General features: G+C 70.6%; 22 protein-coding genes and 1 tRNA gene. 13 read left to right on the top strand and 10 right to left on the bottom strand.

What is annotated here, in order from left to right; translation table 11 throughout:
- Positions 1–6: 6 nt before the first annotated feature.
- Positions 7–1,116 carry a hypothetical protein gene (locus tag ABH926_RS24695; protein WP_370368112.1) on the bottom strand — a complete coding sequence of 370 codons (1,110 nt, stop codon included), beginning with the start codon at positions 1,114–1,116 and terminating at the stop codon, positions 7–9.
- A gap of 189 nt (positions 1,117–1,305) precedes the next feature.
- Here ABH926_RS24695 and ABH926_RS24690 point away from each other — a divergent pair, with 189 nt between their 5' ends.
- The 7 genes from ABH926_RS24690 (at position 1,306) to ABH926_RS24660 (ending at position 9,304) form a co-directional block, all read left to right on the top strand.
- Entirely contained in the window at positions 1,306–3,618 is a 2,313-nt protein-coding gene (locus tag ABH926_RS24690; protein WP_370368111.1) for a PhoH family protein, read from the top strand.
- A gap of 5 nt (positions 3,619–3,623) precedes the next feature.
- Positions 3,624–4,103, top strand: coding sequence for an rRNA maturation RNase YbeY (gene ybeY / locus ABH926_RS24685; protein WP_370358267.1), 480 nt, complete (start codon positions 3,624–3,626; stop codon positions 4,101–4,103).
- A gap of 49 nt (positions 4,104–4,152) precedes the next feature.
- Positions 4,153–5,430: a hemolysin family protein gene (locus tag ABH926_RS24680; RefSeq protein WP_370368110.1), complete on the top strand. Its 1,278-nt coding sequence runs from the start codon at positions 4,153–4,155 to the stop codon at positions 5,428–5,430.
- An 83-nt stretch (positions 5,431–5,513) separates the two neighbouring features.
- Positions 5,514–5,586, top strand: a tRNA-Gly gene (locus tag ABH926_RS24675).
- A gap of 60 nt (positions 5,587–5,646) precedes the next feature.
- Positions 5,647–5,976, top strand: coding sequence for a cytidine deaminase (locus ABH926_RS24670; protein WP_370368109.1), 330 nt, complete (start codon positions 5,647–5,649; stop codon positions 5,974–5,976).
- 96 nt (positions 5,977–6,072) lie between these two features.
- Positions 6,073–7,200, top strand: coding sequence for a GTPase Era (era, locus tag ABH926_RS24665; protein ID WP_370368108.1), 1,128 nt, complete (start codon positions 6,073–6,075; stop codon positions 7,198–7,200).
- A gap of 100 nt (positions 7,201–7,300) precedes the next feature.
- Positions 7,301–9,304, top strand: a complete 2,004-nt coding sequence (locus tag ABH926_RS24660; protein ID WP_370368107.1) for a cell wall-binding repeat-containing protein — start codon at positions 7,301–7,303, stop codon at positions 9,302–9,304.
- Positions 9,305–9,396: 92 nt separating this feature from the next.
- Here the strand turns inward: ABH926_RS24660 and ABH926_RS24655 are convergent, their stop codons facing one another.
- The 4 genes from ABH926_RS24655 to ABH926_RS24640 all read right to left on the bottom strand — a co-directional run bounded on the left by ABH926_RS24655 (position 9,397) and on the right by ABH926_RS24640 (position 13,988).
- Positions 9,397–10,818 (bottom strand): hypothetical protein, encoded by a 1,422-nt coding sequence (locus tag ABH926_RS24655; RefSeq protein ID WP_370368106.1) that lies wholly within the window; start codon positions 10,816–10,818, stop codon positions 9,397–9,399.
- 68 nt (positions 10,819–10,886) lie between these two features.
- On the bottom strand, positions 10,887–11,858 hold the full coding sequence (locus ABH926_RS24650; protein WP_370368105.1) for a GNAT family N-acetyltransferase: 972 nt from the start codon (positions 11,856–11,858) through the stop codon (positions 10,887–10,889).
- An 8-nt stretch (positions 11,859–11,866) separates the two neighbouring features.
- Entirely contained in the window at positions 11,867–12,844 is a 978-nt protein-coding gene (locus ABH926_RS24645) for a GNAT family N-acetyltransferase (protein WP_370368104.1), read from the bottom strand.
- A gap of 79 nt (positions 12,845–12,923) precedes the next feature.
- A complete protein-coding gene (locus tag ABH926_RS24640) occupies positions 12,924–13,988 on the bottom strand; it encodes a M4 family metallopeptidase (protein ID WP_370368103.1) in 1,065 nt (354 codons plus the stop codon).
- Positions 13,989–14,319: 331 nt separating this feature from the next.
- Here ABH926_RS24640 and leuA point away from each other — a divergent pair, with 331 nt between their 5' ends.
- The 5 genes from leuA (at position 14,320) to ABH926_RS24615 (ending at position 19,602) form a co-directional block, all read left to right on the top strand.
- Positions 14,320–16,077 (top strand): 2-isopropylmalate synthase, encoded by a 1,758-nt coding sequence (gene leuA / locus ABH926_RS24635; RefSeq protein WP_370368102.1) that lies wholly within the window; start codon positions 14,320–14,322, stop codon positions 16,075–16,077.
- Between the two features lie 64 nt (positions 16,078–16,141).
- Positions 16,142–17,416 (top strand): zinc-ribbon domain-containing protein, encoded by a 1,275-nt coding sequence (locus tag ABH926_RS24630; protein ID WP_370368101.1) that lies wholly within the window; start codon positions 16,142–16,144, stop codon positions 17,414–17,416.
- A 137-nt stretch (positions 17,417–17,553) separates the two neighbouring features.
- Positions 17,554–18,285 carry a DNA repair protein RecO gene (gene recO / locus ABH926_RS24625; protein WP_370368100.1) on the top strand — a complete coding sequence of 244 codons (732 nt, stop codon included), beginning with the start codon at positions 17,554–17,556 and terminating at the stop codon, positions 18,283–18,285.
- A gap of 57 nt (positions 18,286–18,342) precedes the next feature.
- Positions 18,343–19,236, top strand: coding sequence for an isoprenyl transferase (locus ABH926_RS24620; RefSeq protein WP_370368237.1), 894 nt, complete (start codon positions 18,343–18,345; stop codon positions 19,234–19,236).
- Positions 19,237–19,344: 108 nt separating this feature from the next.
- Positions 19,345–19,602, top strand: coding sequence for a hypothetical protein (locus ABH926_RS24615; RefSeq protein ID WP_370368099.1), 258 nt, complete (start codon positions 19,345–19,347; stop codon positions 19,600–19,602).
- Positions 19,603–19,743: 141 nt separating this feature from the next.
- Here the strand turns inward: ABH926_RS24615 and ABH926_RS24610 are convergent, their stop codons facing one another.
- The 4 genes from ABH926_RS24610 to ABH926_RS24595 form a co-directional block, all read right to left on the bottom strand.
- On the bottom strand, positions 19,744–20,184 hold the full coding sequence (locus ABH926_RS24610; protein ID WP_370368098.1) for a Fur family transcriptional regulator: 441 nt from the start codon (positions 20,182–20,184) through the stop codon (positions 19,744–19,746).
- Positions 20,181–21,167 carry a metal ABC transporter permease gene (locus tag ABH926_RS24605; protein WP_370368097.1) on the bottom strand — a complete coding sequence of 329 codons (987 nt, stop codon included), beginning with the start codon at positions 21,165–21,167 and terminating at the stop codon, positions 20,181–20,183. The genes ABH926_RS24610 and ABH926_RS24605 overlap by 4 nt, the downstream gene beginning before the upstream one ends.
- A gap of 208 nt (positions 21,168–21,375) precedes the next feature.
- The gene (locus ABH926_RS24600; RefSeq protein WP_370368096.1) at positions 21,376–22,251 is read right to left on the bottom strand and encodes a metal ABC transporter ATP-binding protein; all 876 of its coding nucleotides are present in this window, start codon (positions 22,249–22,251) and stop codon (positions 21,376–21,378) included.
- Positions 22,251–23,189, bottom strand: a complete 939-nt coding sequence (locus tag ABH926_RS24595; RefSeq protein WP_370368095.1) for a metal ABC transporter substrate-binding protein — start codon at positions 23,187–23,189, stop codon at positions 22,251–22,253. Before ABH926_RS24595 ends, ABH926_RS24600 begins: the two co-directional genes overlap by 1 nt.
- A gap of 264 nt (positions 23,190–23,453) precedes the next feature.
- Between ABH926_RS24595 and ABH926_RS24590 the strand changes: the two genes are divergently transcribed.
- A complete protein-coding gene (locus ABH926_RS24590) occupies positions 23,454–24,836 on the top strand; it encodes a glycine--tRNA ligase (RefSeq protein ID WP_370368094.1) in 1,383 nt (460 codons plus the stop codon).
- Positions 24,837–24,889: 53 nt separating this feature from the next.
- Here ABH926_RS24590 and ABH926_RS24585 read toward each other — a convergent pair whose 3' ends face one another.
- Entirely contained in the window at positions 24,890–25,183 is a 294-nt protein-coding gene (locus ABH926_RS24585) for a hypothetical protein (protein WP_370368093.1), read from the bottom strand.
- Positions 25,184–25,247 lie beyond the last annotated feature (64 nt).

Here is a 25,247-nt window from a genome sequence, read left to right as displayed (position 1 = left end):
GCTCTCTTACCAGCGGCTTTCGGGGCGGTTGTCGTATCCGGGGTCGTCGATTCCGGAGTCGTACGTGTAGCCGGCTCCCTGCGAGCGCAGGTAGCGCACCGCGGGGTCCGCCGACACGCGGTGCCGATCGCGGCGGTGATTGCCACGCCGGGCGTCCAGGTCGCCCAGGGCGCGCTCCACGGAGCGGCCCGCGCGGGATCCGACGTTGCGCAGGTCGTCCAGGCCGGCGTCCAGGTCGATGCGGTCCTCGGCCAGGCCGATGGTCAGCGCGATGGTCTCGCAGACCGCGTCCAGGTCGTCGAGCTGGATGACGTTCTGGCCGAGCAGGGCGCGCCAGGCGCCGAGCACCTCGTCGTTGCCGGCGTAGGAGGAGCCCTCTGGGAGGATGTAGTAGACGTCGAACTTGCGCTTCACGTCGCGGACCACGTCCTCGATCGGGATGGCCCGGCCCCCGCCGCGGCCCTGGCGGCCCGAGCGGTCGGGCCGGCCGGCTGTCTGGCCGGCGGTCTGGCCCAGGACGCACGCGAGCTGCGTCGGGTTGACGTTCGGGTAGGGCATCTCGTCGCCGATGATGAACAGGTAGCCGCGCTTGCCGCGCTTCTCGTGGCAGTCCAGCGAGGTGTGGTGGGCCATGAAGTACATCGCCAGCTCGTACGACTCGCGCATCTGGCCCCCGCCGCCACCCTCCAGCACGATCTCGCCGAGCTGGTCGTCCATGCGGTTGTCGGACTCGAACTGCCCGACCTGCAGGGGCACCCGGTCGGAGTAGGCGTCGCCGATCGCGCCGAACATGATCTGCGGGTGGTCGACGTAGTTCTTGCGCAGCAGCAGGCCGTGCAGGTCGGCGAGCTTGGTCTGCAGCACCCGGGGGACCCCGCCCATGGAGCCGGTGACGTCGAACAGCACGGAGATGGCCAGGGAGGTCGGGTGCTCGGCGCTGTCCCGGCTCTCGCGGACGCCGACGCCGTACGGCTCGAGGTCGGGATGGGCGCGCCACTGGTTGCGCGGGGTGTGGCTGAGCACCCGGTCGTGGTAGTCGAAGGCGCTGTGGCCGTTCGCTTTGCGGTAGGCCTCCGCCGCCTCGTATGCGTTGTAGTCCCAGCGTCCGCTGCCCATGGATATCGCCTTCCCCGCCGTCGGCCGGTTGTTATCGTCTAGTTGACGATAATAGGCCCGGACCCGCATAGCGTCAAGGTGACGAAAAGAGGTGGCGGCCAAAATCTCCCGCCCTGGTCGCGGGGGTGCGGGCTAGCATGGAGGCGACACGGAGACAGGAGAGTGATCAAAGGCCGTACGGCCGTTCCTATGGCAGACAACACCGCACCGCGCTCGGGCAAGGGCCGCCAGTCCTCCGCCGCGGACCGCAACGGGAGGGCGGCCGGAACCGGCCGCGCGGGGGCTAACGGGGCAGGGGCGTCCTCCGGGTCCTCCGGGTCCTCCGGATCCTCCAGGCCCGCCTCCGGCGCCGCTTCAGGGGCCGCACGCGCCGTCCGCGCCGACGAGGTCGCGCCGGGCGTCGTCCAGGCCAAGATCGAGATACCGTCCGGGCACCCCCTGGTCTCCGTCTTCGGAGCCGGCGACGGCCTGCTGCGGGTGATCGAGAAGGCCTTCCCCGGCGTGGACATCCACGCCCGGGGCAACCAGGTGACCGTCGCCGGCAGCCGCGGCGAGGTCGGCCTCGTGCAGCGCCTGTTCGAGGAGATGCTCCTGATGCTCCGCACCGGCGCCCCGCTCACCGAGGACGGCGTCGAGCGCTCGATCCAGATGCTGCGCAGCGGCGAGGCCGACGTCGACGGCCAGCGCCCGGCCGAGGTGCTCACGCAGAACATCCTGAGCAACCGCGGCCGCACCATCCGCCCCAAGACGCTGAACCAGAAGACCTACGTCGACGCCATCGACCGCAACACGATCGTGTTCGGCATCGGCCCGGCCGGCTCCGGCAAGACCTACCTGGCGATGGCCAAGGCCGTGCAGGCGCTGCAGAGCAAGCAGGTCAACCGCATCATCCTGACCCGGCCCGCGGTCGAGGCCGGGGAGAAGCTCGGGTTCCTACCCGGGACGCTGTACGAGAAGATCGACCCGTACCTGCGGCCGCTGTACGACGCGCTGCACGACATGATCGATCCGGACAGCATTCCGCGGTTGATGGCGGCCGGGGTCATCGAAGTGGCACCGCTGGCCTACATGCGGGGCCGGGCCCATCCGACCTTCGTCCGAGTCTTGACGCCCGACGGCTGGCGGCCGATCGGCGAGCTTCAGGTCGGCGACTTGGTCATCGGTTCGAATGGTGAGCCGACGCCGGTGCTGGGCGTCTATCCGCAGGGCGAGAAGGACGTCTATCGCGTCACCGCGCAGGACGGTGCTTCGGTGTTGTGCTGCGGCGAGCACCTGTGGACCGTTCGTACGGCAGCGGACAAGCGCCGGAACAAGCCCTGGCGGGTTCTGGAAACGCAGGAGATGATCGGCAATCTCCGTGCGGCGCGGGCTCGCCGCTACGAGCTGCCGCTGCTCACCGCGCCGGTGTGCCACCCTGAGCAGGATGTTCCGATGGACGCCTACGCTCTCGGTCTGCTCCTCGGCGACGGCTGCGTGACCGGCTCGACCACCCCGTCGTACGCCACTACCGACGCTGAACTTGTCGTGGCTCTCGAAGCGGCACTGCCCGGCGTGACGGTCCGGCATCGGGGCGGCGTGGACTACGCACTGAACCGAGTGAAGGCCCCCGGCGATGTCGTGACCCTCGAGAACCCGGTGACCGCGGCTATGCGGGCGCTGGACATGCTCGGCAACACCTCGGTCTCGAAGTTCGTTCCGGATGTCTATCTCCGCAACACGCCGGAGATCCGCCTCGCAGTGCTGCAGGGCCTGCTGGACTCCGACGGCGGCCCGGTGGTGCAGAAGGACCGCACCTGCCGGATCCAGTACACGACCACCTCGATCCTTCTCCGGGACGATGTGATCGAGCTGGTCCGCTCGCTCGGCGGCGTCGTCTACACCCGCCGGCGCCTTACTGAGGACATGACCGGTGGTGTGGTGAACGGCCGTGTGGTCGAGCACCGTCGCGACTCCCATGTCGTCGACATCCGTCTTCCCGAGGGTGTCGAGCCCTTCCGGCTCACCCGAAAGCGTGACGCTTACCACGCTGCCGGCGGAGGCGGACGCCCGATGCGCTTCATCGACAGCATCGAGCGGGAGGGACGCGAGGAGACGGTCTGCATCCAGGTGGCCGCGGCGGACTCGCTGTATGTCACCGAGGATTACCTGCTCACGCACAACACCCTCAATGACGCCTTCATCATCCTCGACGAGGCCCAGAACACCTCCCCCGAGCAGATGAAGATGTTCCTGACCCGCCTCGGCTTCGGCTCCAAGATCGTGGTCACCGGCGACGTGACCCAGGTCGACCTTCCCGGGGGCACCGAGTCCGGGCTGCGGGTCGTGCGCAATATCCTGTCCGGCGTGGAGGACATCCATTTCGCCGAGCTGACCAGTGCCGACGTCGTGCGCCACCGGCTGGTGGGGGACATCGTCGACGCGTACGGGCGCTACGACGCCGTGCGCGACCGGGACCGCGGTGACCACAGTTCTGGTGGGGACGCCAAGAGGAAGAGGCACTGAACCCCATGTCGATCGACATCGCCAACGAGACCGACTACGGCACCGAGCAGGGGGTGGACGCCGAGGAGCTGGTCGGGGTCGCCCGGTACGTGCTGGGCGAGATGGGCATCCACCCGATGGCCGAGCTGTCCATCCTGCTGGTCGACACCGCCGCGATGGAGCAGCTGCACATCCAGTGGATGGACGAGCCGGGCCCGACCGACGTGCTCTCCTTCCCGATGGACGAGCTGCGTCCGGCGCGCGCCGAGGACGACAACGAGCCGGTGCCGGGCCTGCTCGGGGACGTCGTGCTGTGTCCGGAGGTGGCCGAGAAGCAGGCCAAGGACGCCGGCCACTCCACTGCTGAGGAGCTGCGGCTGCTCACCACGCACGGGATCTTGCACCTGCTGGGCTACGACCACGCCGAGCCGGAGGAGGAGGCCGAGATGTTCGGCCTGCAGAAACAGCTGCTACGAGGATGGAAGGCCAGGTCAGGCGCTCGATGAGCGGTCATAGACATCGGCAGGGCACTGGAGCGGCCGCCGGGGGCGGCGCATGAGTGCCCTGCTGTTCTGGGAGATCGTCGCGGTCGTGGTCCTCGTCGCGGTCGCGGGGTTCTCCGCCTGTGCGGACACCGCGTTGTCCCGCGTCTCGCGGGTGCGGGCCGCCGAACTGGTCGAGCAGGGCCTGCCGCGCGCGGCCCGGCTCAAGCAGCTGGCCGACGACCCGGCCCCGGTCCTGAATCTGGTCCTGTTACTGCGCGTGGCCTGCGAGATCGCGGCCACGGTGCTGGTCACGGTGCTGTTCATGCGCCGGATCGACAGCTCCTGGGGCGCCGGCTTCGCCGCGATCGGCGTCATGATCGCGGTGTCCTACATCTTCATCGGCGTGATGCCGCGCACCATCGGCCGGCAGCACTCGGTGCGGGTGGCGCTGGCCGTGGCCGGCCCGATGGCGCTGCTCACCCGGATCCTGGGGCCGCTGGCGCAGCTGCTGATCCTGGTCGGCAACGCGGTGACGCCGGGCCGGGGCTTCCGCGAGGGCCCGTTCGCCTCCGAGGCCGAGCTGCGCGCGCTGGTGGACCTGGCCGAGGCGAACAGCGTCATCGAGGACCAGGAGCGCCGGATGGTGCACTCGGTCTTCGAGCTCGGCGACACGCTGGTGCGCGAGGTGATGGTCCCGCGCACCGACATGGTCTTCATCGAGCGGCACAAGACCCTGCGCCAGGCGCTGTCGCTGGCGCTGCGCAGCGGCTTCTCCCGCATCCCGGTGGTCGGCGAGAACGCCGACGACGTGGTGGGCATCGTGTACCTCAAGGACCTGGTCCGGCGCATCCACGAGCACCCGAGCGGGGAGACCACCGAGCTGGTGGAGTCCGTGATGCGCGACCCGGTCTGCATCCCGGACAGCAAGCCCGCCGACGAGCTGCTGCGCGACATGCAGGCCGGGCACATCCACCTGGCGGTGGTGATCGACGAGTACGGCGGCACCGCCGGCCTGGTCACCATCGAGGACATCCTGGAGGAGATCGTCGGGGAGATCGCCGACGAGTACGACGTGGAGCGGCCCTCGGTGGAGCGCCTGTCCGCGGACGCCGCGCGGGTCACCGCGCGCCTGGGCGTGGACGAACTCGGCGACCTGTTCGGCGTGGCCCTGGAGGACGACGACGTGGAGACCGTCGGCGGCCTGATGGCCAAGCGCCTGGGCCGGGTGCCGATCCCCGGCGCGCAGATCGAAGTCGAGGGCCTGCGGCTCACCGCGGAGTCGCCGGAGGGCCGGCGGCGCCGTATCGGCACGGTGTTGGTGAAGCGTGTTCCGCAGGACGACGCCTGACACGTCCCGGTAACCAGGTGGCGAACCCACCCCGGACATGGGCTATAGTTTTCTTCGTCGCCAGGGAAACCCGGCAGGCGAATGCGGATGTGGCTCAGTTGGTAGAGCATCACCTTGCCAAGGTGAGGGTCGCGAGTTCGAGTCTCGTCATCCGCTCAGCGAGAAGGCCCCGGAGCAGTGCTCCGGGGCCTTCGGCGTTTTCGATAGCGTTGGCCCATGACCGACAACCAGCTGGACCCCGAGAACGCCAAGCTCCACACCCTCGCCAAGGCCCAGCGGGCCCGCAACGGCGCGGCCGAGGGCGCGGCGGTGCGCGACGAGACCGGCCGCACCTATGTCGCCACCACCGTCGAACTGCCCGCCCTGCGGCTCTCGGCGCTGCAGACCGCGATCGCGATGGCCGTCGTCAGCGGGGCGAAGGCGCTGGAGGCCGCGGTACTGGTCACCGAGGACAAGCAGTTCCGGCAGGAGGACCTGGACGTGATCGCCGACCTGAAGGATTCCGGCACGCCGCCGCGCCTGTTCCTGGCCGACCCGAAGCTCTGATCCGAAGCCGTCCGGAGCGCTGATCTGAAGGCGCCCGAAGCTCTGATCCGAAGGCGCATGGAGCTCTGAGCGGCGGACCCTCTCGAGTAAGGGACAATGGTTCCCATGACGAGCAGCGCGAGTGGACGATCCCGGTCCCGCCAGGCGGCCAACGCCGAGGCGGCCAAGAAGAAGGCCGAGCGCGTCAAGCGCAGCCAGCAGCTCGCCGAGAAGCGCGTCACCTCCGACCGGGTCCGCGACTCCGAGCCGGCGCCGACCGCCTACGGCCGCGGCGTCCGGGACGACTCGCCGGAGCGCCACGAGTTCCCCGACGACTTCCGCGCCGGGTTCGCCTGCTTCGTGGGCCGTCCCAACGCCGGCAAGTCCACGCTGACCAACTCGGTGGTCGGCGCGAAGGTGGCGATCACCTCCGGGCGCCCGCAGACCACGCGGCACACCGTGCGCGGCATCGTGCACCGCGACGACGCGCAGCTGGTCCTGGTCGACACCCCCGGCCTGCACAAGCCGCGCACCCTGCTCGGCGCGCGCCTGAACGACGAGGTGCGCGCCACCTGGGCCGAGGTGGACGTCATCGGGTTCTGCGTGCCGGCCGACGAGAAGATCGGCCCCGGCGACCGCTTCATCGCCGCCGAGCTGGCCCAGGTCCGGCGCACCCCGAAGATCGCCATCCTGACCAAGACCGACAAGGCCGCCAAGGAGCAGATCGCCGAGCAGCTGCTGGCCCTGGTCGAGCTCGGCCGCGAGGTCGGCATCGAGTGGGCCGAGGTGATCCCGGTCTCGGCCGTGCGCGACGAGCAGATCCAGCTCCTGGAGGACCTGCTGGTGAAGCAGCTCCCGGAGTCCCCGCCGCTGTACCCGGGCGGCGAGCTGACCGACGAGCCGGAGGAGGTCATGGTCGGCGAGCTGGTCCGCGAGGCCGCCCTGGAGGGCGTCCGGGACGAGCTGCCGCACTCGCTGGCCGTCACCGTCGAGGAGATGACGCTGCGCGAGGGCCGCCCCGCCGACCGCCCGCTGCTGGACGTGCACGCGACGCTCTACGTGGAGCGCCCGAGCCAGAAGGCGATCGTCATCGGCCACGGCGGCGAGCGGCTTCGCGAGGTCGGCTCGCGGGCCCGCCGGCAGATCGAGGCGCTGCTCGGGACGCCGGTCTTCCTGGACCTGCATGTGAAGGTCGCCAAGGATTGGCAACGCGATCCCAAGCAGCTGGCGAAGCTCGGATTCTGATTCAGGCCTCTGAAAAAACACATCCGGCCCCGCGCGCAACCTTGCACCCTCCCGGCGAGTCTCATGAAGGGATTCACCAGAAACAAGGGGAGGACGCATCATGAAATCGGTGAAGCACAAGGGGCTCGCACTCGTCGCGGTGTCCAGCTCCATGGTCGGCCTGGGCGTGGGCATGGCGGGGACCGCGTCGGCGCTGGCCTGGTCGTCGACCAACGCGGGGCCGAACGCCGCCCTGAAGGCGCAGGCGACGGTATCGGGCAGCGGCGCCTCGGCGGTGCTCACAGTGAACAGCGACGCCACCGGCTCCAAGGGCGACTCGAACATCACCGACTTCGGTGACGGCACGACTGCCAGCACCCTGCAGGCCACCCACGCGTACGCGCCGGGGGCGCTGAAGGAGACGCTGACCGAGACCTCGCACTCGGACGTCTCGGCCACGACCACGACGAAGCAGGTCGCCGTCGACGCCACCGACCCGGCGAACATCAAGTACACCTCGTCGGTCCTGATCGACCTCAACGCCGCCGGCGCCGTGGTGACCAGCCACGGGACCAGCTCCTTCGATCTGAGCAAGATCCTGCCGGCCGGCACCGACCTGAGTGGGCTGGCGGGCACGTGCGACCACGGCCGGGGCGCGCTGCCGCTGACCATCGACACCAAGGCCATGCTCGCGACCTGCAACTGGACCGGCGCCGCCGCGACCGGCCAGCACGTCGTGACCCTGACCTACAGCGACAACGCCACCGGCCTGAAGTCCACCGCGGACGAGGCCATCGGAATCGCGGCCCCGCCGGTCGCCGCGTTCACGACGACAGTGCTCTCGCCGGGCCTGGTGTCGGTCAACACGAGGGGCTCGAGCGTCGAGAACGGCATCGGGACGATCGACTGGGGCGACGGATCGACCAGCCAGCAGACGATGCCCATAGGCATCGGTCAGCTTGAGGAACACACCTACACCACCACCGGCCTGAAGACGATCACTTTCTCGGTCGTCGACAAGTACGGTCAGCAGGCCTCCACCACCCAGCAGGTGGACGTGTCGAAGGCGAACGCGAACTTCGGGCAGCTGACGCAGTTCGCCGGCGCCACCCGCTACGGCACCGGCGTCGCCGTCTCGCAGGAGGCCTTCCCGTTCGCGCACAGCGCCGGCGCGGTCGTCCTGGCGCGCGGCGACGTGTACGCGGACGCGCTCGCCGGCATCCCGCTGGCCAAGGCGAAGAACGGCCCGCTGCTGCTGACCCCCGGCGGGGCGAGTGCGAAGAGCCTCGACGCGAACGTCGCGGCCGAGATCAAGCGCGTCCTGCCGGCGGACAAGAAGCACACCGTTTACATCCTCGGCGGCGTCGAGGCGATCCCGCAGTCGATCCAGGACTACATCAGCAACACCCTCGGGTACAACGTCGAGCGCTTCGGCGGCGCGACCCGCTACGACACGGCGCTGGGCGTCGCGCAGAATCCGCAGGCGCTGAACAACCCGAAGCACATCGTGGTCGCCCGCGGCGACGACTTCGCCGACGCGCTGTCCTCCGGCCCGCTGGCCTCGGACAAGTTCACCGACGCCTCCGGCGCCCCGGCGGCCATCGTGCTGAGCACCGGCAACGGCGTCACCGAGCCGGTCTCGCTGACCCCGGCGACCGCGGCCTACGTGACCGCCAAGGAGGCCGCGGCGCACCCCGCCGGCCAGACGGACGTCGCCGCGATCGGCGGGGGCGCGGTGAAGGCGGTGGCTGCGATATCGCCCAACGCCGCGAACTACACCCCGATAGCCGGCGTCGACCGCTTCGACACCGCGGCGAAGGTCGCCTCCTTCGGCTGGGGCACCAAGCCCGCGGCGCTCGGCGTGGCGAACGGAATGAACTTCCCCGACTCCCTGACCGGCGGCGCGCTGATGGCCCTGCAGGGCAGCCCGCTGCTGCTCAGCGTCCCGGGGGCGACGTCGGTGTCGGAGGCGACCAGCGCGGCGATGACCGCGGACAAGGACTCGGTGAAGAACACGTACCTGTTCGGCGGTGACCAGGTCTTCCCCTACGCCGTCGCCACCGACATCATGAAGCTCGAAGGGCTCAACCCGGCGTGGTACCGCGAAGCGCAGCTGCCGTTCTGAGTCCCATGACAGGGACGTGATATGAAGCGGTCCCGGCACCTGCCTCGGGTGCCGGGACCGTTCGCGTGTCGGGATATGGGGGAGAGGCCGGATCAGCGCTTCTCGTTGGCGCCGAAGGCCTTCGCACCCTCGATCACCTCGCCGCGGAACTTCATCTCCACGATCAGCACGTTCTCCCGGATCCGCATCAGCTCCCCGGTCGAGATCTTGTGCATCTCGAAGTAGTTCACCAGGTGGTCGAACAGCGCTTTGCGCAGCCGCTGCAGGATGTCGCGCGCGTCCGCCTCCTCCTGGTACTGGATCTTCGCCGCATCCATGGTCCAGCGGCGCAGAGAAGTGCGGGCGCCGCGGTCGGGCATGCGGCCGGACCGGATGCCGCGCAGGATGTCCATGCGGGCACGCTGTTGCAGGCGGCGGCTCACGGAGCGGATCAGCGGACCAGTCCAGGCTTCGGCCAGGGCGGCGGGCAGTTCCATCAGGGCGTACCAGCGCGCGTGGGCCCGCAGGCCGCCGAGCGAGCGGGGCAGGGCTCCTCCCACCGAGGTGTACTTGCCCGACAGCGGGGCGGCTATCGCGGAGGCTATCTCCAGGGATATGCGGTCGTGCTGTTCACGGATGCGGACGTGCATCGTGATCACGAGGTTGCCGCCGTGGCGGACGGTCTGCAGGGTCAGGTACGTCTGCGCGCGGTCGCCGGGGTCGTTGATGCCCGCGGAGTAGATCAGGGCGTGCGCCTGGCGGGAGGGGCGGGCCTCCTTGCCGCCGGGCCACAGGCCGGCCACGCCGTTGGCCGCGTCGCCGCGGACGAACAGGTTGCTGACGATCGCCAGGTCCCGGACCCCGCTGTCGCGGCCGAGCTCGTTGCGCAGGTAGAGGTGCAGGTCGGTGGCGTCGACGCGGTGCGTCTCCTTCGTCCCGGCGCCCTCGACGTAGGCCGGGACCAGGACCAGCGGGAGGTGGACCATGACCTTGTCGTCGACCAGCTCGCCGAAGCCGGCGAACGGCGTCGGGGAGGCGGCCGCGTAGCAGATCACGTTCGCGCCCTGGTCGGCGACGATCTCCCCGTGCATGTCCGGGGGCAGCGGAGGCGCTGAGACCAGCGGCGAGGCCGAGGTGCGCAGCAGCGCGAAGGCGGAGTGCACCCGGATCCAGCGCGCGGTGGTGGCCAGCGTCCAGGCCAGGGCCGCCACCGAGCCCAGGCCGCAGGCCGCGCCGAACAGGGTCGGCGCGAAGTCCTTGGTGCCCCGGGTGACCAGCAGCGGCCCGGCCACGCAGAACGCGGCCATCAGCCAGCACGCCAGCAGCGCGTGGTCCCGCCGCCGCCGGATGCGCAGCGAGTGCTCGGCGTGCTGCAGGATCGAGGGCAGGTTCAGCCCGACCGGCGGCCCGATGGCCGAGAAGCCGTCGCCGGTGAGCAGCTCCTCGGCCTCGCGGGCGAAGCCCAGGTCCCAGTACGTCTGCGCGCACAGTGTGCGGGTGGTCGCGTCCAGCGGGGCCACGGGCAGGTCGGCCACGCTGCGGCCCTCCCTATCAGAGTTCTGCTCCGAGTCCGGTTCGGAGCGCTGATTGCAGAATTCTGATATTAGAGGTCGAACTGCCAGTTGCTCCAGGCTTCGGTCCTGGCGTAGCCCAGCGCGCCGTTCACCCGCAGCATGGGGACGTTGTCCGAGTCGTTCCAGGTGCTGACCGCGTCGACCTTCGGCTCCCGCTCCAGCAGCGCGAGCGTCAGGAACGCCTTGAGCCGCAGCCCCAGGCCGTGGCCGCGGAACCTCGCCGGGACCGCGGTGTGCCCGACGTCGGCCATCCGGAAGTCCCCGAACACCAGGGTCTCGTGCATCCCGGCGATCTCGCCGTCTTCGGTGAGGGCGGCGGCCACGTAGGTCCGCGCGCCGCCGCGCAGGTTGTCCACCTCGCTGGCGCGCCTGCGCTTCGTGCTGGGCGGAGGCGGCTGGAAGCCGGAGTCGCCGGTCGGGGCGTCGCGCATCGCGTCGAGAGCGGTGACCAGCGGTGCCAGCAGTTCCTCCGGCGTCGGGGCCTGCCAGAGCTCGATCCGGTAGTGCGCGTTCTTCTCCGACGGCGCGGCCCACGCGGCGTACTGCTCACGGTCGATCGCTCTCAGGTCCAGCTGCGAGCGGAACTCCGTGGACACCGGCCGTCCGCCCTCGGCGGTGAAGATCGCCGCGTAGTCGTCGGCGTGCTCGCTGATGGCCAGGAGCACGCGGGAGCAGCCGCGCTGCCGTCCGTGGGCTCTGTACGCGTCCAGCAGCGGGACCGTCGCCTCGGCCCGGTCCTCGGGCCGGATCCAGATGTCGGTGTGGATCATGTCGCGGTTGCTGTCGTTGTCGTGCTGCATCAAGCCGTAGCCGACCGGCCGCTCGCCGTCGTGGGCGACCGCCAGGACCCGGTGTCGCACCGAGCGCGGGACGATGAACCACCTCGCGAAGTCCTCGGTCGGCGTCGGGTACAGCGGTGCGTCGGCGGTCATGCCGGCCTGGAACAGGGGGAGCACCACGGACAGCGCGTCGGGGTGCTCGATGCTGAGTTCTCGGATCACGATGCCCATCAGACGTCGAACTGCCAGGCGTTCCAGGTCTCGGCGATCTCGAAGCCCATGGCCTCGTTCACCCGGACCATCGGCGCGTTGTCCGCGTTGTTCCAGGTCGAGATCAGCTCGACGTGCGGCTGGTGCTCCAGCAGGTGCAGGGTCATCGCCGCCTTCAACCGCAGGCCCAGGCCGTGGCCGCGGAACTTCGCCGGGACGCCGGTGTTGCCGATGTTGGCCATCCGCAGGTCCGGGAAGACGATCAGCTCGTGGAACCCGGCCATCTCGCCGTCCTCGGCGAGCGCCGCGATGATGTGCATCTGCGCGCCCGTGCCCAGCGACGTGGTCTCGAACCTCCGCCGGCGGTCCGGGTCCGGCGGCGGGTGCTCGAACTCGAGGTCGCCGTGCGGGGCGTCGCGCATGGCCTCGTTCGCGTCGACCATCGGGCCCAGCAGGTGCTCCGGCGTCGGTACCTTCCAGAGCTCGATCCGGTAGTGCGCGTTCTTCTCCGACGGTTCGGCCCAGTTCGTGTACTGCGAGCGGTCTATCGTGGCCAGGTCCAGCTGGCGGCGGATGTCGGTGTCCAGCACCCGGCCGCCGGCCGCGGCGTAGTGCGGCTCGTAGCCGGAGTGCTCGATGCCGTCCAGCACCAGCCGCGTGGCGCCCCGGCTCCGGGTCTGCTCCCGGTAGGCGTCCAGGAGTGCCGCGGCGATCTCGGCCCGGTCCGGCTCGGTGCTCCACATGTCGCCGAAGACCAGGTCCGGATTGACGACGACGTCGTGGCTCAGGTGGCCGCAGCCGACCGGGCGGTCTCCGTCGTAGGCGACCAGGCAGGTGATGTGCCAGTCGACTCGCGGGGCGATGAGCCAGCGCACGAAGGTCGCGCTGGGCTCGGGATGCAGTGGCGCGTCCGCGGCCATACCGGCGCGGAACAGCGGGAGCAGTGTGGCGACTGTGTCCTCGCCGGTGGGGTCGATGTCCCGGATCGTGATACTCATCACCACTGATGCTAGGAAGCGGCCGGGCCGGTGGCGATTGGTTTTCTCCCGGTATCAGGCGCGCCGGGGCCGGCCGTCCTCACGCATGTACCGACACCCCGACCTCCCGCCACGCCGCGGCCACCGCGGACGCCTGCCGCGACCCGGGCCCGAACCGGGACTCGGCGGCGTGCACGGTCGCGGTCCCGAAGGTCGCGAACGTCGACGCAGCCGGGAGCGCGGGGGAGGTGATGACGTCGTACCAGACCGCGCCGGCCCCCTCCCAGGACGTCCCGCCGATGTCGGTGGCCGCCAGGTAGAACGCGCGGTTGGGGATGCCGGAGTTGATGTGCACGCCGCCGTCGTCGTCGGTGGTGTCGACGTAGCCGGACATCGCGGCCGGCTGTGGGTCCTTGCCCAGGTGCGGGTCGTCGTAGGCGGTCCCCGGGTCCTTCATCGAGCGCAGCGCCACACCCTGGACCGCGGGCAGGAACAGCCCCGCGCCGATCAGCCAGTCGGCCTCGGCCGCGTCCTGGCCGAGCTGGTACTGCTTGACCATCGAGCCGAAGCAGTCGGACACCGACTCGTTCAGCGCGCCGGACTGGCCGTTGTAGACGAGGTTCGCGGTGTACTGGGTCACGCCGTGGGTGAGTTCGTGGCCGATGACGTCGACCGCGCCGGTGAAGCGGCCGAACACCGCGCCGTCGCCGTCGCCGAACACCATCTGCGAGCCGTTCCAGAAGGCGTTGTCGTACTGCACGCCGTAGTGGACCGTGCCCTTCAGGGGCAAGCCCTGGCCGTCCACGGACCAGCGGTCGTAGACCTTCAGATAGAAGTCGAACGTCGCGCCCAGGCCGTCATAGGCCTCGTCCGCGCACTGGTCGCCGGTGGTCGGCTCCCCTTCGGCCCGCACCTGGGAGCCGGGCAGGTGCTCGGTGTCGTGGTCGTCGTAGATCGCGCGGTCGTCGCGGCGCTCCACGATCGTCGGCGGTGCCAGGTGCCGCTCGCCGACCCAGGGGACGGCGCCGCGGGTGAGACGGTGCCGGATGTCGGCGGTCAGCGTCCGGCGCGCGGCGTCGGCGACGTGCAGGCCGGAGCCGGCCAGCCGGGACAGCAGGTGCGGGGGGACGATGCCGCAGAACGCTGGGCTTGGAGCGCTGGTCATGGCGGTAACTATGGCCGGATTCGTGACCTTGGTCACGATTGCGCGGCGAGGGCGAGCCGGGATTACGCTGATCGAGTGAAGCCCGACGGCAGCTTCGCAGCTGAGCGCCCCGGGTGTCTCGGATCACGGACGCGGAGTGCGACCGGTGAGACGGTCGGGATAACGTAGCAACGCTATGTGCAACTCCTGCCTGCGCGGCCTGCTCCTTCTTAGCAGCCGCGGCGAGGGCCTGTAAGCACCGACACAGGCCGGCTCCCTCGTCGCGGCAGTTCGTGTTTTCCGCCGTCGGCCGTCCCCATCCGTTGGAGACCACCAGGGAGTCTTGAGCACGATGCGAGTACAGCCGCAGCAGCCCTCCGGAATGCCGATCCACAAGTACGTTCCTTTTCGCTTTGCGAATATCGGGAACAGCGCTCCCGTCGAGCTGCCTGACCGTAGCTGGCCCACGAAGGTGATCGACCAGGCCCCGCGCTGGTGTGCCGTGGACCTGCGCGACGGCAACCAGGCGCTGATCGACCCGATGTCCCCGGCCCGCAAGCTGAAGATGTTCGAGCTGCTGGTGGCCATGGGCTACAAGGAGATCGAGGTCGGCTTCCCGGCCGCCTCGCAGACCGACTTCGACTTCGTGCGGCAGATCATCGAGGAGGACCGGATCCCCGGCGACGTGGTGATCCAGGTCCTGACCCAGGCCCGCGAGGAGCTGATCGAGCGGACCTTCGAGTCCGTGCGCGGCGCCAAGCAGGCCATCGTGCACCTGTACAACTCCACCTCCACGCTCCAGCGCCGGGTGGTCTTCGGCCAGGACACCGCCGGCATCACGCAGATCGCGGTGAACGGCGCCAAGCTGTGCCAGAAGTTCCACGACGCGATGCCCGCGCGCCCCGACGGCACCCGCACCGAGATCTACTTCGAGTACTCGCCGGAGTCCTACACCGGCACCGAGCTGGAGTACGCCGTCGAGGTCTGCAACGCGGTCACCGAGGTCTGGCAGCCCACCCCGGACCGCAAGGTGATCATCAACCTGCCGGCCACCGTGGAGATGGCCACGCCCAACGTCTACGCCGACTCCATCGAGTGGATGCACCGCAACCTGGAGCGGCGCGACTCCATCGTGCTGTCGCTGCACCCGCACAACGACCGCGGCACCGCGGTGGCCGCCGCCGAGCTGGGCTACCAGGCCGGCGCCGACCGCATCGAGGGCTGCCTGTTCGGCAACGGCGAGCGCACCGGCAACGTGTGCCTGGTGACGCTGGGCCTGAACCTGTTCTCCCAGGGCGTGGACCCGCAGATCGACTTCTCCGACATCGACGAGGTGCGGCGCACCGTCGAGTACTGCAACCAGCTGCCGGTGCACCCGCGCCACCCCTACGGCGGCGACCTGGTCTACACCGCCTTCTCCGGCTCCCACCAGGACGCCATCAAGAAGGGCTTCGAGCACCTGGAGCGGGACGCCGCGGCGGCCGGCAAGACCGTGGACGAGATCGTCTGGGCCGTGCCGTACCTGCCGATCGACCCCAAGGACGTGGGCCGCACGTACGAGGCCGTGATCCGGGTCAACTCCCAGTCCGGCAAGGGCGGCGTGGCCTACATCCTGAAGACCGAGCACCAGCTGGACCTGCCGCGGCGCGCGCAGATCGAGTTCTCGCAGGTCATCCAGGCCAAGACCGACGCCGAGGGCGGCGAGGTCACGCCGGAGGAGATCTGGAACGCCTTCGTCGACGAGTACCTGCCGAACCCCTCCGCTCCTTGGGGCCGGATCCGCCTGGAGGGCCACCACGCCTCCTCGGCGAACGAGGGCAAGGACCGGCTGACCGTCGACCTGACGGTGGACGGCGCCGCCACCCAGCTGGAGGGCGCGGGCAACGGCCCGATCGACGCGTTCACCAACCTGCTGGCCGGGGTCGGCATCGACGTGCGGGTGCTGGACTACGTCGAGCACGCGCTGACCTCCGGCGAGGATGCCAAGGCGGCGTCATACGTGGAGTGTGCGATCGGCAGCCGGGTGCTGTGGGGCGTCGGCATCGATGCCAACATCGTGACGGCATCGCTGAAGGCCATCATCTCGGCGGTGAACCGGGCTTACCGCTGACCGCACCGTCTGTGAAAGGATTCCCTCCGTTCCGTAAGGAGCGGGACGGAGGGGACGAGTACCAATGATCATCTGGGGCTGGAAAACCGTCTTCCGGGTCATCGGCAGCGGGGTGTTCTCCTGCCCGACCTGCGGTGCGGACCGGAACTACGAGCGGCGCAAGGCGCAGCGGTTCTTCACGCTGTTCTTCATCCCCCTGATCCCGCTGAAGACGGTCGGCGAGTTCGTCCGCTGCACGTACTGCAAGAACGACTTCCGCGACTCGGTGCTCGGCCGGCCGACCGCGTCGCAGTTCACCGACCTGCTGCAGAACACGGTGCGCGGGGTGATGGTCAACGTCCTGCGACGCGGCGGCTGGGAGCACCCCGGCGCGCGGGCGATCGCGGTCCAGGAGATCGTGACGGCCGGCGCGGTCGGCTACGGCGAGCCGAACCTGGCGCAGGACATGCAGGTGGTCCCGGCGGACCTGACGCAGATGCTGACGAGCCTGGCCGGGCAGCTGCCCGACGCCGGCCGCGAGGCGCTGGTGGCCGGCGCGACCCGGGTCGCCGCCGCCGACGGCCCGGTGCAGCCGGCCGAGCGCGCGGTGATCGACTCGGTCGGCGCGGCGCTGGGGATGAGCCAGGCTTATGTGGCCGGGATCGTGGCGGCGGTGCCGTCGGCTCTCGCGCAGGCCCCGGCCCAGGCTTGGGGCAGCGCGGCGCAGGCTCAGGCTCCGGCGACCGGTGCCCACCAGGGTGCGGTGCCGCCGCAGGCGCCGGCTTGGGGCAGCGGCGCGCAGGCTCCGGCTCCTGCTCCGGCCGGCTCGGGCATGGAGACCATGATGATCCAGGCTCCGCAGCCGGCTCCGGCGACGGGTGCTCAGGACGCGGTGCCGCCGCAGGCTCCGCCGGCCGGTGGTTCCGGCATGGAGACCATGCTGATCCAGGCCCCGCAGCCCGCTCCGGCGACCGGCAGCCATGGCGCCGTCCCGCCGCAGACTCCGCCCCCGGCCGGCGGCTCCGGCATGGAGACCATGCTGATCCCGGCGCCCCAGCCCGCTCCGGCGACCGGCGCCCACGACGCGGTCCCGCCGCAGCAGAACACCGTCCCCGAGCCGCCGCCCACGCGGCTCGAGCAGCCGGCGAACGCGATGGAGACCATGCTCATCCCGGTCCCGCCGCAGCAGCCGACCGTGCCCGCGCCGCCGCCGACCATGGTCGACAACTCGGCGTCCATGGAGACCATGGTGGTCCCGCTGCCGCGGCCGGTCGATCCCGCCGACGAGCCGACGCACGTCACCCGCGCCGACGAGCCGGGGCCGGCCGGCGGGTGGCCGCCGCCGCACCAGGGGCAGTGATTTCGGCCACGTCGGCGGCTGCGGCGGACGACGGCGGACTGACGGCGGGCTGACAGCGTCCGAGGGCCCGTGCGGGGGTGGACTTCCGTCCCCACACGGGCCCTCCGCCGTCCCCGGCCGCCGCCTACACTGGGTCAATGCCCCTGCACCGTGATGAAGGCGTCGTCCTGCGCACCCGCAACCTCGGGGAGGCCGACCGGATCATCACCTTCCTCACCCGGGACCGCGGCCGGGTGCGGGCCGTGGCCAAGGGGGTGCGCCGCACGTCGTCGAAGTTCGGGTCGCGGCTGGAGCCCTTCACGTTCGTCGACGTCCAGATCTTCGAGAAGCACGGCCGCGACCTGCACCTGGTCACCCAGGCCGAGACGCTGGCGGCGTACGGCGGCACGCTGGTCGCCGACTACCCGGCCTACACGGCCGGGCAGGCCATGCTGGAGACCGCGGAGCGGTTGAGTGAAGATGATGTGCCCGCCGTGCAGCAGTACCTCCTGCTGGTCGGCGGGTTGCGTACGCTGGCATCAGGTGAGCACGCCGCCGGACTGGTCCTGGACGCGTTCCTGCTGCGCTCCCTGGCCATCGCGGGCTACGCGCCGTCCTTCGAGGACTGCGCGCGCTGCGGGGACCCGGGAGTGCACCGGTTCTTCAACCTTCCGGCCGGCGGGGCGGTGTGCTCGGACTGCAAACCGGCGGGGTCGGTGGCCCCGGCCCGTGAGACACTCGCCCTGTTGGGCGCGCTGCTCGCGGGAGACTGGGGGACCGCCGACGCCAGTGCCGACAAGCACCGGCGGGAGGGCAGCGGCCTGGTCGCCGCCTACCTGCAGTGGCATCTGGAACGCGGCCTGCGTTCCCTGCGCCTGGTCGAGCGCTGAGGCGGCGGCCGGAGAGCACGACGTAGGACGTAGTACGAGATAGGTGGAGCGGTGAGACTGACCCGACGGATCCTGGAAGAGCGCCTCGCCAAGCGGCAGCCGGGCGTCAACCGGGACCCCTTCCCGCACAAGCGCGGCGCCCTGCCGCCGGACATCCCGCTGGACCTGGTGCCCCGGCACGTGGCCCTGGTGATGGACGGCAACGGCCGCTGGGCCAAGGAGCGCGGCCTGTCGCGCATAGAGGGCCACAAGGTCGGCGAGGCTTCGCTGTTCGACGTGGTCGAGGGCGCGGTGCAGCTCGGCGGCATCACGCACATCTCCGCCTACGCCTTCTCCACCGAGAACTGGAAGCGCTCCCCGGAGGAGGTCCGCTTCCTCATGGGCTTCAACCGCGACACCATCCGCCGCCGCATCGGCGAGATGGACGAGCTCGGCGTCCGCATCCGCTGGGCCGGCCGCCGCCCGCGCCTGTGGAAGTCGGTGATCGACGAGCTGGAGTGGGCCGAGGAGCGCACCAAGGACAACAAGCTCCTGACCCTCACCATGTGCGTCAACTACGGCGGCCGCTGGGAGATCGCCGACGCCATGGCCGCCATGGGCCGCGACATCAAGGCCGGCCGCCTGGACCCGGCGAAGATCAACGAGAAGACGGTCACCCGCTACCTCTACGAGCCGGACATGCCGGACGTGGACTTGTTCATCCGCTCCTCCGGCGAACACCGCACCTCGAACTTCCTGATGTGGGAATCGGCCTACGCGGAGTTCGTGTTCGACGACACCCTCTGGCCGGACTTCGACCGCACCAACCTGTGGCGTGCCTGCGAGTCCTTCGCCGGGCGCGACCGCCGCTACGGCGGTGCGATCACGAACGAGGAGCAGTTCGCGGCGGAGACGGAGCCGGAGTACGAGTACAACGAGAGCGAGTACGGCGACCCGGACGCGGCGGCGTAAGACGTAGCCGACGTCGGGCATAGCAATACGGCCCCCTTGCACTCCTTCCTGAGTGAGAGGGGGTCGTATCAGTGAGAGCCACCGACGAGGCCGAGTTCCGGGGTCGCGGTGGCCGGCACGGCTGAGGACGCGACGTACCTCGCCATGGTCACGGAGAACGTGACGCAGGCGGTGTGGCACGGGCTCGACGGGTTCCGGCAGGTGGTGGTGCCGTTGCCGACGCCGTGGCCCGGGGTGAAGCTGGCCGTCTTCCCGGATCGCCTTCCGTTGCGGCCCACCGACGATCTCGCCGGCTTCGACCGGGCCGGCACCATGGTCTATCAGTACTGGGGCACCGTCATCGGGCCGCCTGGCCACCGCGGGTGACAGCGTCCAAGGGCGCTCCGCGGTCATGCGACGACCGCGGGACGCCCTCGGACCGTTCAAATTTATCGTGCCGTGCCGGGGCCGCGCCCCGAGCCGGTGGCGGGACCGGCGTGCCTGGTGTGTCTGGCGCTCTGGCGTATCTCAGTGGTCGCCGCAGGTGCCGAAGATCTCCAGCGTGTGCGACACGTCCGTGTACCCGTTCTCGGCGGCGACCCGGGCCGCCCAGCTCTCCACCACCGCCGGGCCCTCGACCTCGACGGTCTTGCCGCACTCCCGGCAGACCAGGTGGTGGTGGTGCCGCGGGGTGGAGCAGCGGCGGTAGATCACCTCGCGGTCGCCGGTGCGCAGCACGTCCACCTCGCCGGCGTCGGCCAGGGACTGCAGGGCGCGGTAGACCGTGGTCAGGCCGACCGACTCACCGCGCTGCTTGAGCAGGTCGTGCAGGTCCTGGGCGCTGCGGAAGTCGTCGACCTCGTCCAGCAGCGCCGCGACCGCCGACCGCTGGCGGGTGGAGCGGCCCTGGGCCGGCAGGCCCCGTCCGCTGTCGCCGTGGTGGTCGCCGGAGGTGTCTGCGGTACTCACTGTCCTTCTCCTAGCGGTTGGCGTGCGGATCGGTGCGCGGTGCCGGGCGGTCGGCCGGCCGGGGGGCGGCCCGATGTCATTGTGGCAGGCTCTGGGTGGTTGCGAGCGGCTTGTTCGGTCGCGGGATCCGGTTCGGTCACCGGCGGCCGGACCCGGGACCCGGACCGGCCCCGCCCGCGGCGGACCAGGCCGGCGCAGATGCTGGCGACCATGAACACCGCGATCGCGATGAGCACGATCGACGCGCCGGGCGGGGTGTCCGCGTAGTACGACATGGTGACGCCGGAGAACGCGGCCCCGACCCCGACCGCCATGGCCGCCCCCATCGTCGCGGCGAAGGCCCGGGTCAGCTGCTGCGCGGCGGCCACCGGCACCACCATCAGGGCGCTGACCATGAGCACCCCGACCACGCGCATGCCGACGGTCACCGTCACCGCGGTGGTCACCGCCATCAGCAGGTTCAGCGCCCGCACCGGCAGCCCGGCGACTCGCGCGAACTCCTCGTCCTGGCACACCGCGAACAGCGCCCGCCGCAGCCCCAGCGTGACCAGCAGCACCCCGACGGCCAGCGCCGCGATCGCCCACAGGTCCCCGTCCGAGGTGGACAGGATCGAGCCGAACAGGTACGAGTTCAGATTCGCGTTGCCGCCCGACAGCGAGATCAGCATCGACCCGCCGGCCAGCCCGCCGTAGAAGAGCATGGCCAGCGCCACGTCCCCGCTGGCCTTGGCCCGCTCCCGGATCAGCTCCACCGCCGCCGCCCCGGCCACCGCCACCAGCACCGCGCCCCACACCGGCGAGGTCTTGGTCAGCAGACCCAGCCCGACGCCGGTCAGCGCGACGTGCCCGAGCCCGTCGCCCATGAGCGCCAGGCGGCGCTGCACCAGGTAGGTGCCGATGGCCGGCGCGGCCAGGCCGATGGCCAGGGCCGCGAGGAAGGCGCGCTGCATGAACGGCAGGCTGAAGATGGTGTCGTTCAGCATGCGGGGCCTGCTTTCGGGGTGGGGGAGGGAGCGGCCGGGGCCCGAGCCGAAGCCGGAGTCGAAGCCGGAGCGAGGGGCGCGGCCGAAGCCAGAGCCGGGGCCGAAACCGGGTGCGGTCCGGAGCGCGCGCCCGCCGAAGCCGAACGTGCGCACCGGACCGGCGCGGACCCGCGGCCTGCTCGCCGCCCGCCCGCCGATCCCGCGGGCCTCATCCCAGCCCGTCCTTGCCGGTCAGCGCCTCCACCGGGGCGTGCCCCGGCGGGCACTCCGGCGTCCCCGGCGCGTCGGACGGCCCGCCGTGCGGGTGCACGTGGTCGTGTCCCGGGGCCTCGCGGCCGTGGCCGGCGTCGGGCTCGCCGTGCTCGATCGGGGCGCCGTCGTAGCGGACCACGCCGGCGCGCAGCACCACGGTGCGGTCGATGAGCGGCGCCAGCGGTCCCAGTTCGTGCAGGACCAGCAGGATGGTGGTGCCGTGCGCGGACAGGTCGGCCAGCGTGTCGGCGAAGGCCTGCTGGCTCACCAGGTCCACGCCGGCCATCGGCTCGTCCATGATCAGCAGGTCGGGGCGCCGGGCCAGGGCCCTGGCGATCAGCACCCGCTGCTGCTGGCCGCCGGACAGCGAGGCGACCGGGTCGCCGAAGCGCTCCAGCATGCCCACGGTGGCCAGCGCCTCGCGCACCGCGCCGCGGTCGCCGGGGGTGCGGCGCCGCACCCAGGCGCGCGGGCTGAGCAGGCCGGAGGCCACGACCTCGCCGACCGTCGCCGGGACGCCGGCCGCGGCCGTAGTGCGCTGCGGCACGTACCCGACCCGCTGCCAGGCCTTGAACGCCGGCACCGGCGTGCCGAACAGGTCGATGCCCCCGCCGTCCACCGGGTAGAGCCCGACGATGGTCTTGACCAGCGTGGACTTGCCGGAGCCGTTGGCCCCCAGCAGCGCCACGGTCTGGCCGCCGGGCACCCGCAGGTCCACGCCGTGCAGGATCCGCCGGCCGCCGAGGGAGACGGTCACGCCGTGCGCGGCCACGACCGGCGGGGGCGCCTCGTCGGGCGCGCTCACGGCCACCGCCGGGGTCCGCCGGGCCATCACGAGCACCCCAGCGCCAGGCGCAGCGCGGCCAGATTGTCGCGCATGATCGAGAGGTAGTCCTGGGTCTGGGGATCCTTGACGCCCTCGATCGGGTCGAGTACCTCGGCCTTGGTCCCGGTGTCCGACGCCAGCGTCCGCGCGGTCTTGGGGCTGGCCAGGGTCTCGAAGAAGACCGTGGTCACGCCCTCAGTCTTGATCAGGTGCTGGATCTTCGCGAGGTGGGCCGCGCTGGGCTCGTCGTCCGGCGACAGCCCGGCCAGCGGCACCTGCACCAGGCCGTAGCGCTCGGCGAGGTAGCCGAATGCGGCGTGGCTGGTCACGATGTCCTTGCGCTGGCAATGCGCGAGCCCGGCGCGGTAGTCGGCGTCCAGGGCCTTCAGCTGGGCGTCGAGGGCGGCCTGGTTCGCCTGGTAGTCGGCGGCGTGCGCGGGGTCGACCTGCTGCAGCTTGGCCGACACCGCGTCGGCGATCCTGCCGAAGTCGACAGGATCCAGCCAGACGTGCGGGTCGGCGCTGTGCGCGTCGCCCTCACCGAGGTCGCCGTGGTCCTCCAGGTGCACCACGGTCGCGGTGTCCAGGGCGGCCTTGGGCTTGTTCTGCGCCACCGCGTCGTCCACGGCCGGTTGCAGCCCCTTCTCGTAGATGGCCAGATCGGCCTTGCTCACCGCGCCGACCTGCGACGGAGTCAGCTCCAGATCGTGCGGCTCGGCGCCGGGCCTGGTGAGGTTGCGCACGGCGACGTGCTCACCGCCGATCCGCTCGGCGAGGTAGGCGAAGGGATAGAAGCCGGCCACGACGTCGAGCTGCCCGGCGGCGGCCTGGCTGCCCGACTGCTTCAGGCAGCCGCTCAGCGCCAGCACCACGACCAGGACCGCGGCCACGCCCGCCGCTCGGAGGCGGCCGGTACGGCGGGTGCGGGTGGTGCGGGAAAGCATGTGACCATGGTCGCTGGAAATGAAAATGATTGTCAATTTTCCCGATGGGCACATGATTTTCCCCAGGGGCACACGGTGGGCCCACGATGGGCGCGGATCACCGCCCGACCACCCGGCCCAGCCCGCCGCGACCCGCGCCGACCTGCGCCGGAAACCGTTCCTAAACCCCGCCGTGAACCCGCTAAGCTGGGCCATCATCCGAAACCCGGCATCCGGCCGGGCTTCGCCACCGTGGATGCGGTGGCAACAAGAAAGAGAGCGACTGTGGCCGCCGACAAGATCGAGACCATCGTCCGGCTCGCGAAGAGCCGTGGCTTCGTGTTCCCCTCCAGCGAGATCTACGGCGGTACACGTGCCGCCTACGACTACGGGCCGCTCGGCGTGGAGCTCAAGGAGAACATCAAGCGCCAGTGGTGGAAGGCCATGGTCACCGGCCGGGAGGACGTCGTCGGCCTGGACTCCTCGGTCATCCTGGCACGCGAGGTGTGGGAGGCCTCCGGTCACGTCAAGGAGTTCACCGACCCGCTGACCGAGTGCCAGTCCTGTCACAAGCGCTTCCGCGAGGACCACCTCATCGAGGCCTACGAGGCCAAGCACCACCGGGTGCCCGAGCGCGGCCTGGCCGACATCAACTGCCCGAACTGCGGGAACAAGGGCACGTTCACCGAGCCCAAGGTCTTCAACCTGATGCTGCAGACCCACCTGGGCGTCACCATGGACGACGCGGGCCTGGCCTACCTGCGCCCGGAGACCGCGCAGGGCATCTTCGTGTCCTACAAGACGGTCCGGGACGCCTCGCGCAAGAAGCCGCCGTTCGGCATCGGCCAGATCGGCAAGTCGTTCCGCAACGAGATCACCCCGGGCAACTTCATCTTCCGCACCCGGGAGTTCGAGCAGATGGAGATGGAGTTCTTCGTCAAGCCCGGCGAGGACGAGCAGTGGTTCGAGTACTGGCTCAACGAGCGCTACAACTGGTGGACCAACCTGGGTCTGAAGCCTGAGAACCTGCGCTTCTACGAGCACCCGCAGGAGAAGCTGTCGCACTACTCCAAGCGCACCGTCGACATCGAGTACCGCTTCAACTTCGGCGGCCAGGAGTTCTCCGAGCTCGAGGGCATCGCGAACCGCACCGACTTCGACCTGTCCACGCACGCCAAGCACTCCGGCGAGGACTTCACTCAGCTGGAGCAGGAGACCGGTGAGCGCTGGACGCCGTTCGTGGTCGAGCCGGCGGCCGGTGTGAACCGCGGCATGCTCGCCTTCCTACTCGACGCCTACGCCGAGGACGAGGCCCCGAACGCCAAGGGCCAGATGGAGGTCCGCAAGGTCCTGCGCCTGGACAAGCGCCTGGCCCCGGTGAAGGCCGCGGTCCTGCCGCTGTCCCGCAACGCCGACCTCTCGCCGAAGGCCCGGGACCTGGCGCAGCTGCTGCGCCAGAACTGGAACGTCGAGTTCGACGACGCCGGCGCCATCGGCCGCCGCTACCGCCGCCAGGACGAGATCGGCACCCCGTTCTGCATCACGGTCGACTTCGACACCCTCGACGACCAGGCCGTGACCGTGCGCGAGCGGGACTCGATGGAGCAGGAGCGGGTGTCCCTGGACAAGGTCGAGGGCTACCTCGCCGCCCGGCTGATCGGGGCCTGAGGCCCGGTACTGAACAAAGGGTGGGCCGCCGGAGGATTCCGGCGGCCCACCCTTTACGGTGACCGGCGCCGGACGACGGGCCGTACGGTGAAGAACGCCACGACCAGCATCGCCACGCCGGCGGCGCCGTGCACCGCCCAGACTCCGGCGTAGGTCGGGCCGCCCCAGGAATCGCGGGTGTAGCCGGGCAGGCCCAGCTCAGGCCGGAGCGGATAGCAGATGTTGGTGAAGGCGAGCCAGACGAGGTAGCCGGCGAGCGTGAACGCGGGCAGAGCGAGCAGGGCACGAACAGGGCCGGTCAGAGTGCCCGGAGTGCGGCGGCTGGACTTCACTGTCGTCGAGGTCATGCCTCCAGCCTGGCGTTTCGCCCTCGCGCGATCGATCGTGCGAGCACGAGTCTTCCGGGGTGGG

Origin of the sequence: Catenulispora sp. GP43 (genome assembly GCF_041260665.1) — a bacterium.
Lineage (GTDB): Bacteria > Actinomycetota > Actinomycetes > Streptomycetales > Catenulisporaceae > Catenulispora.
This window is presented reverse-complemented; position numbering and strand designations above follow the sequence as displayed.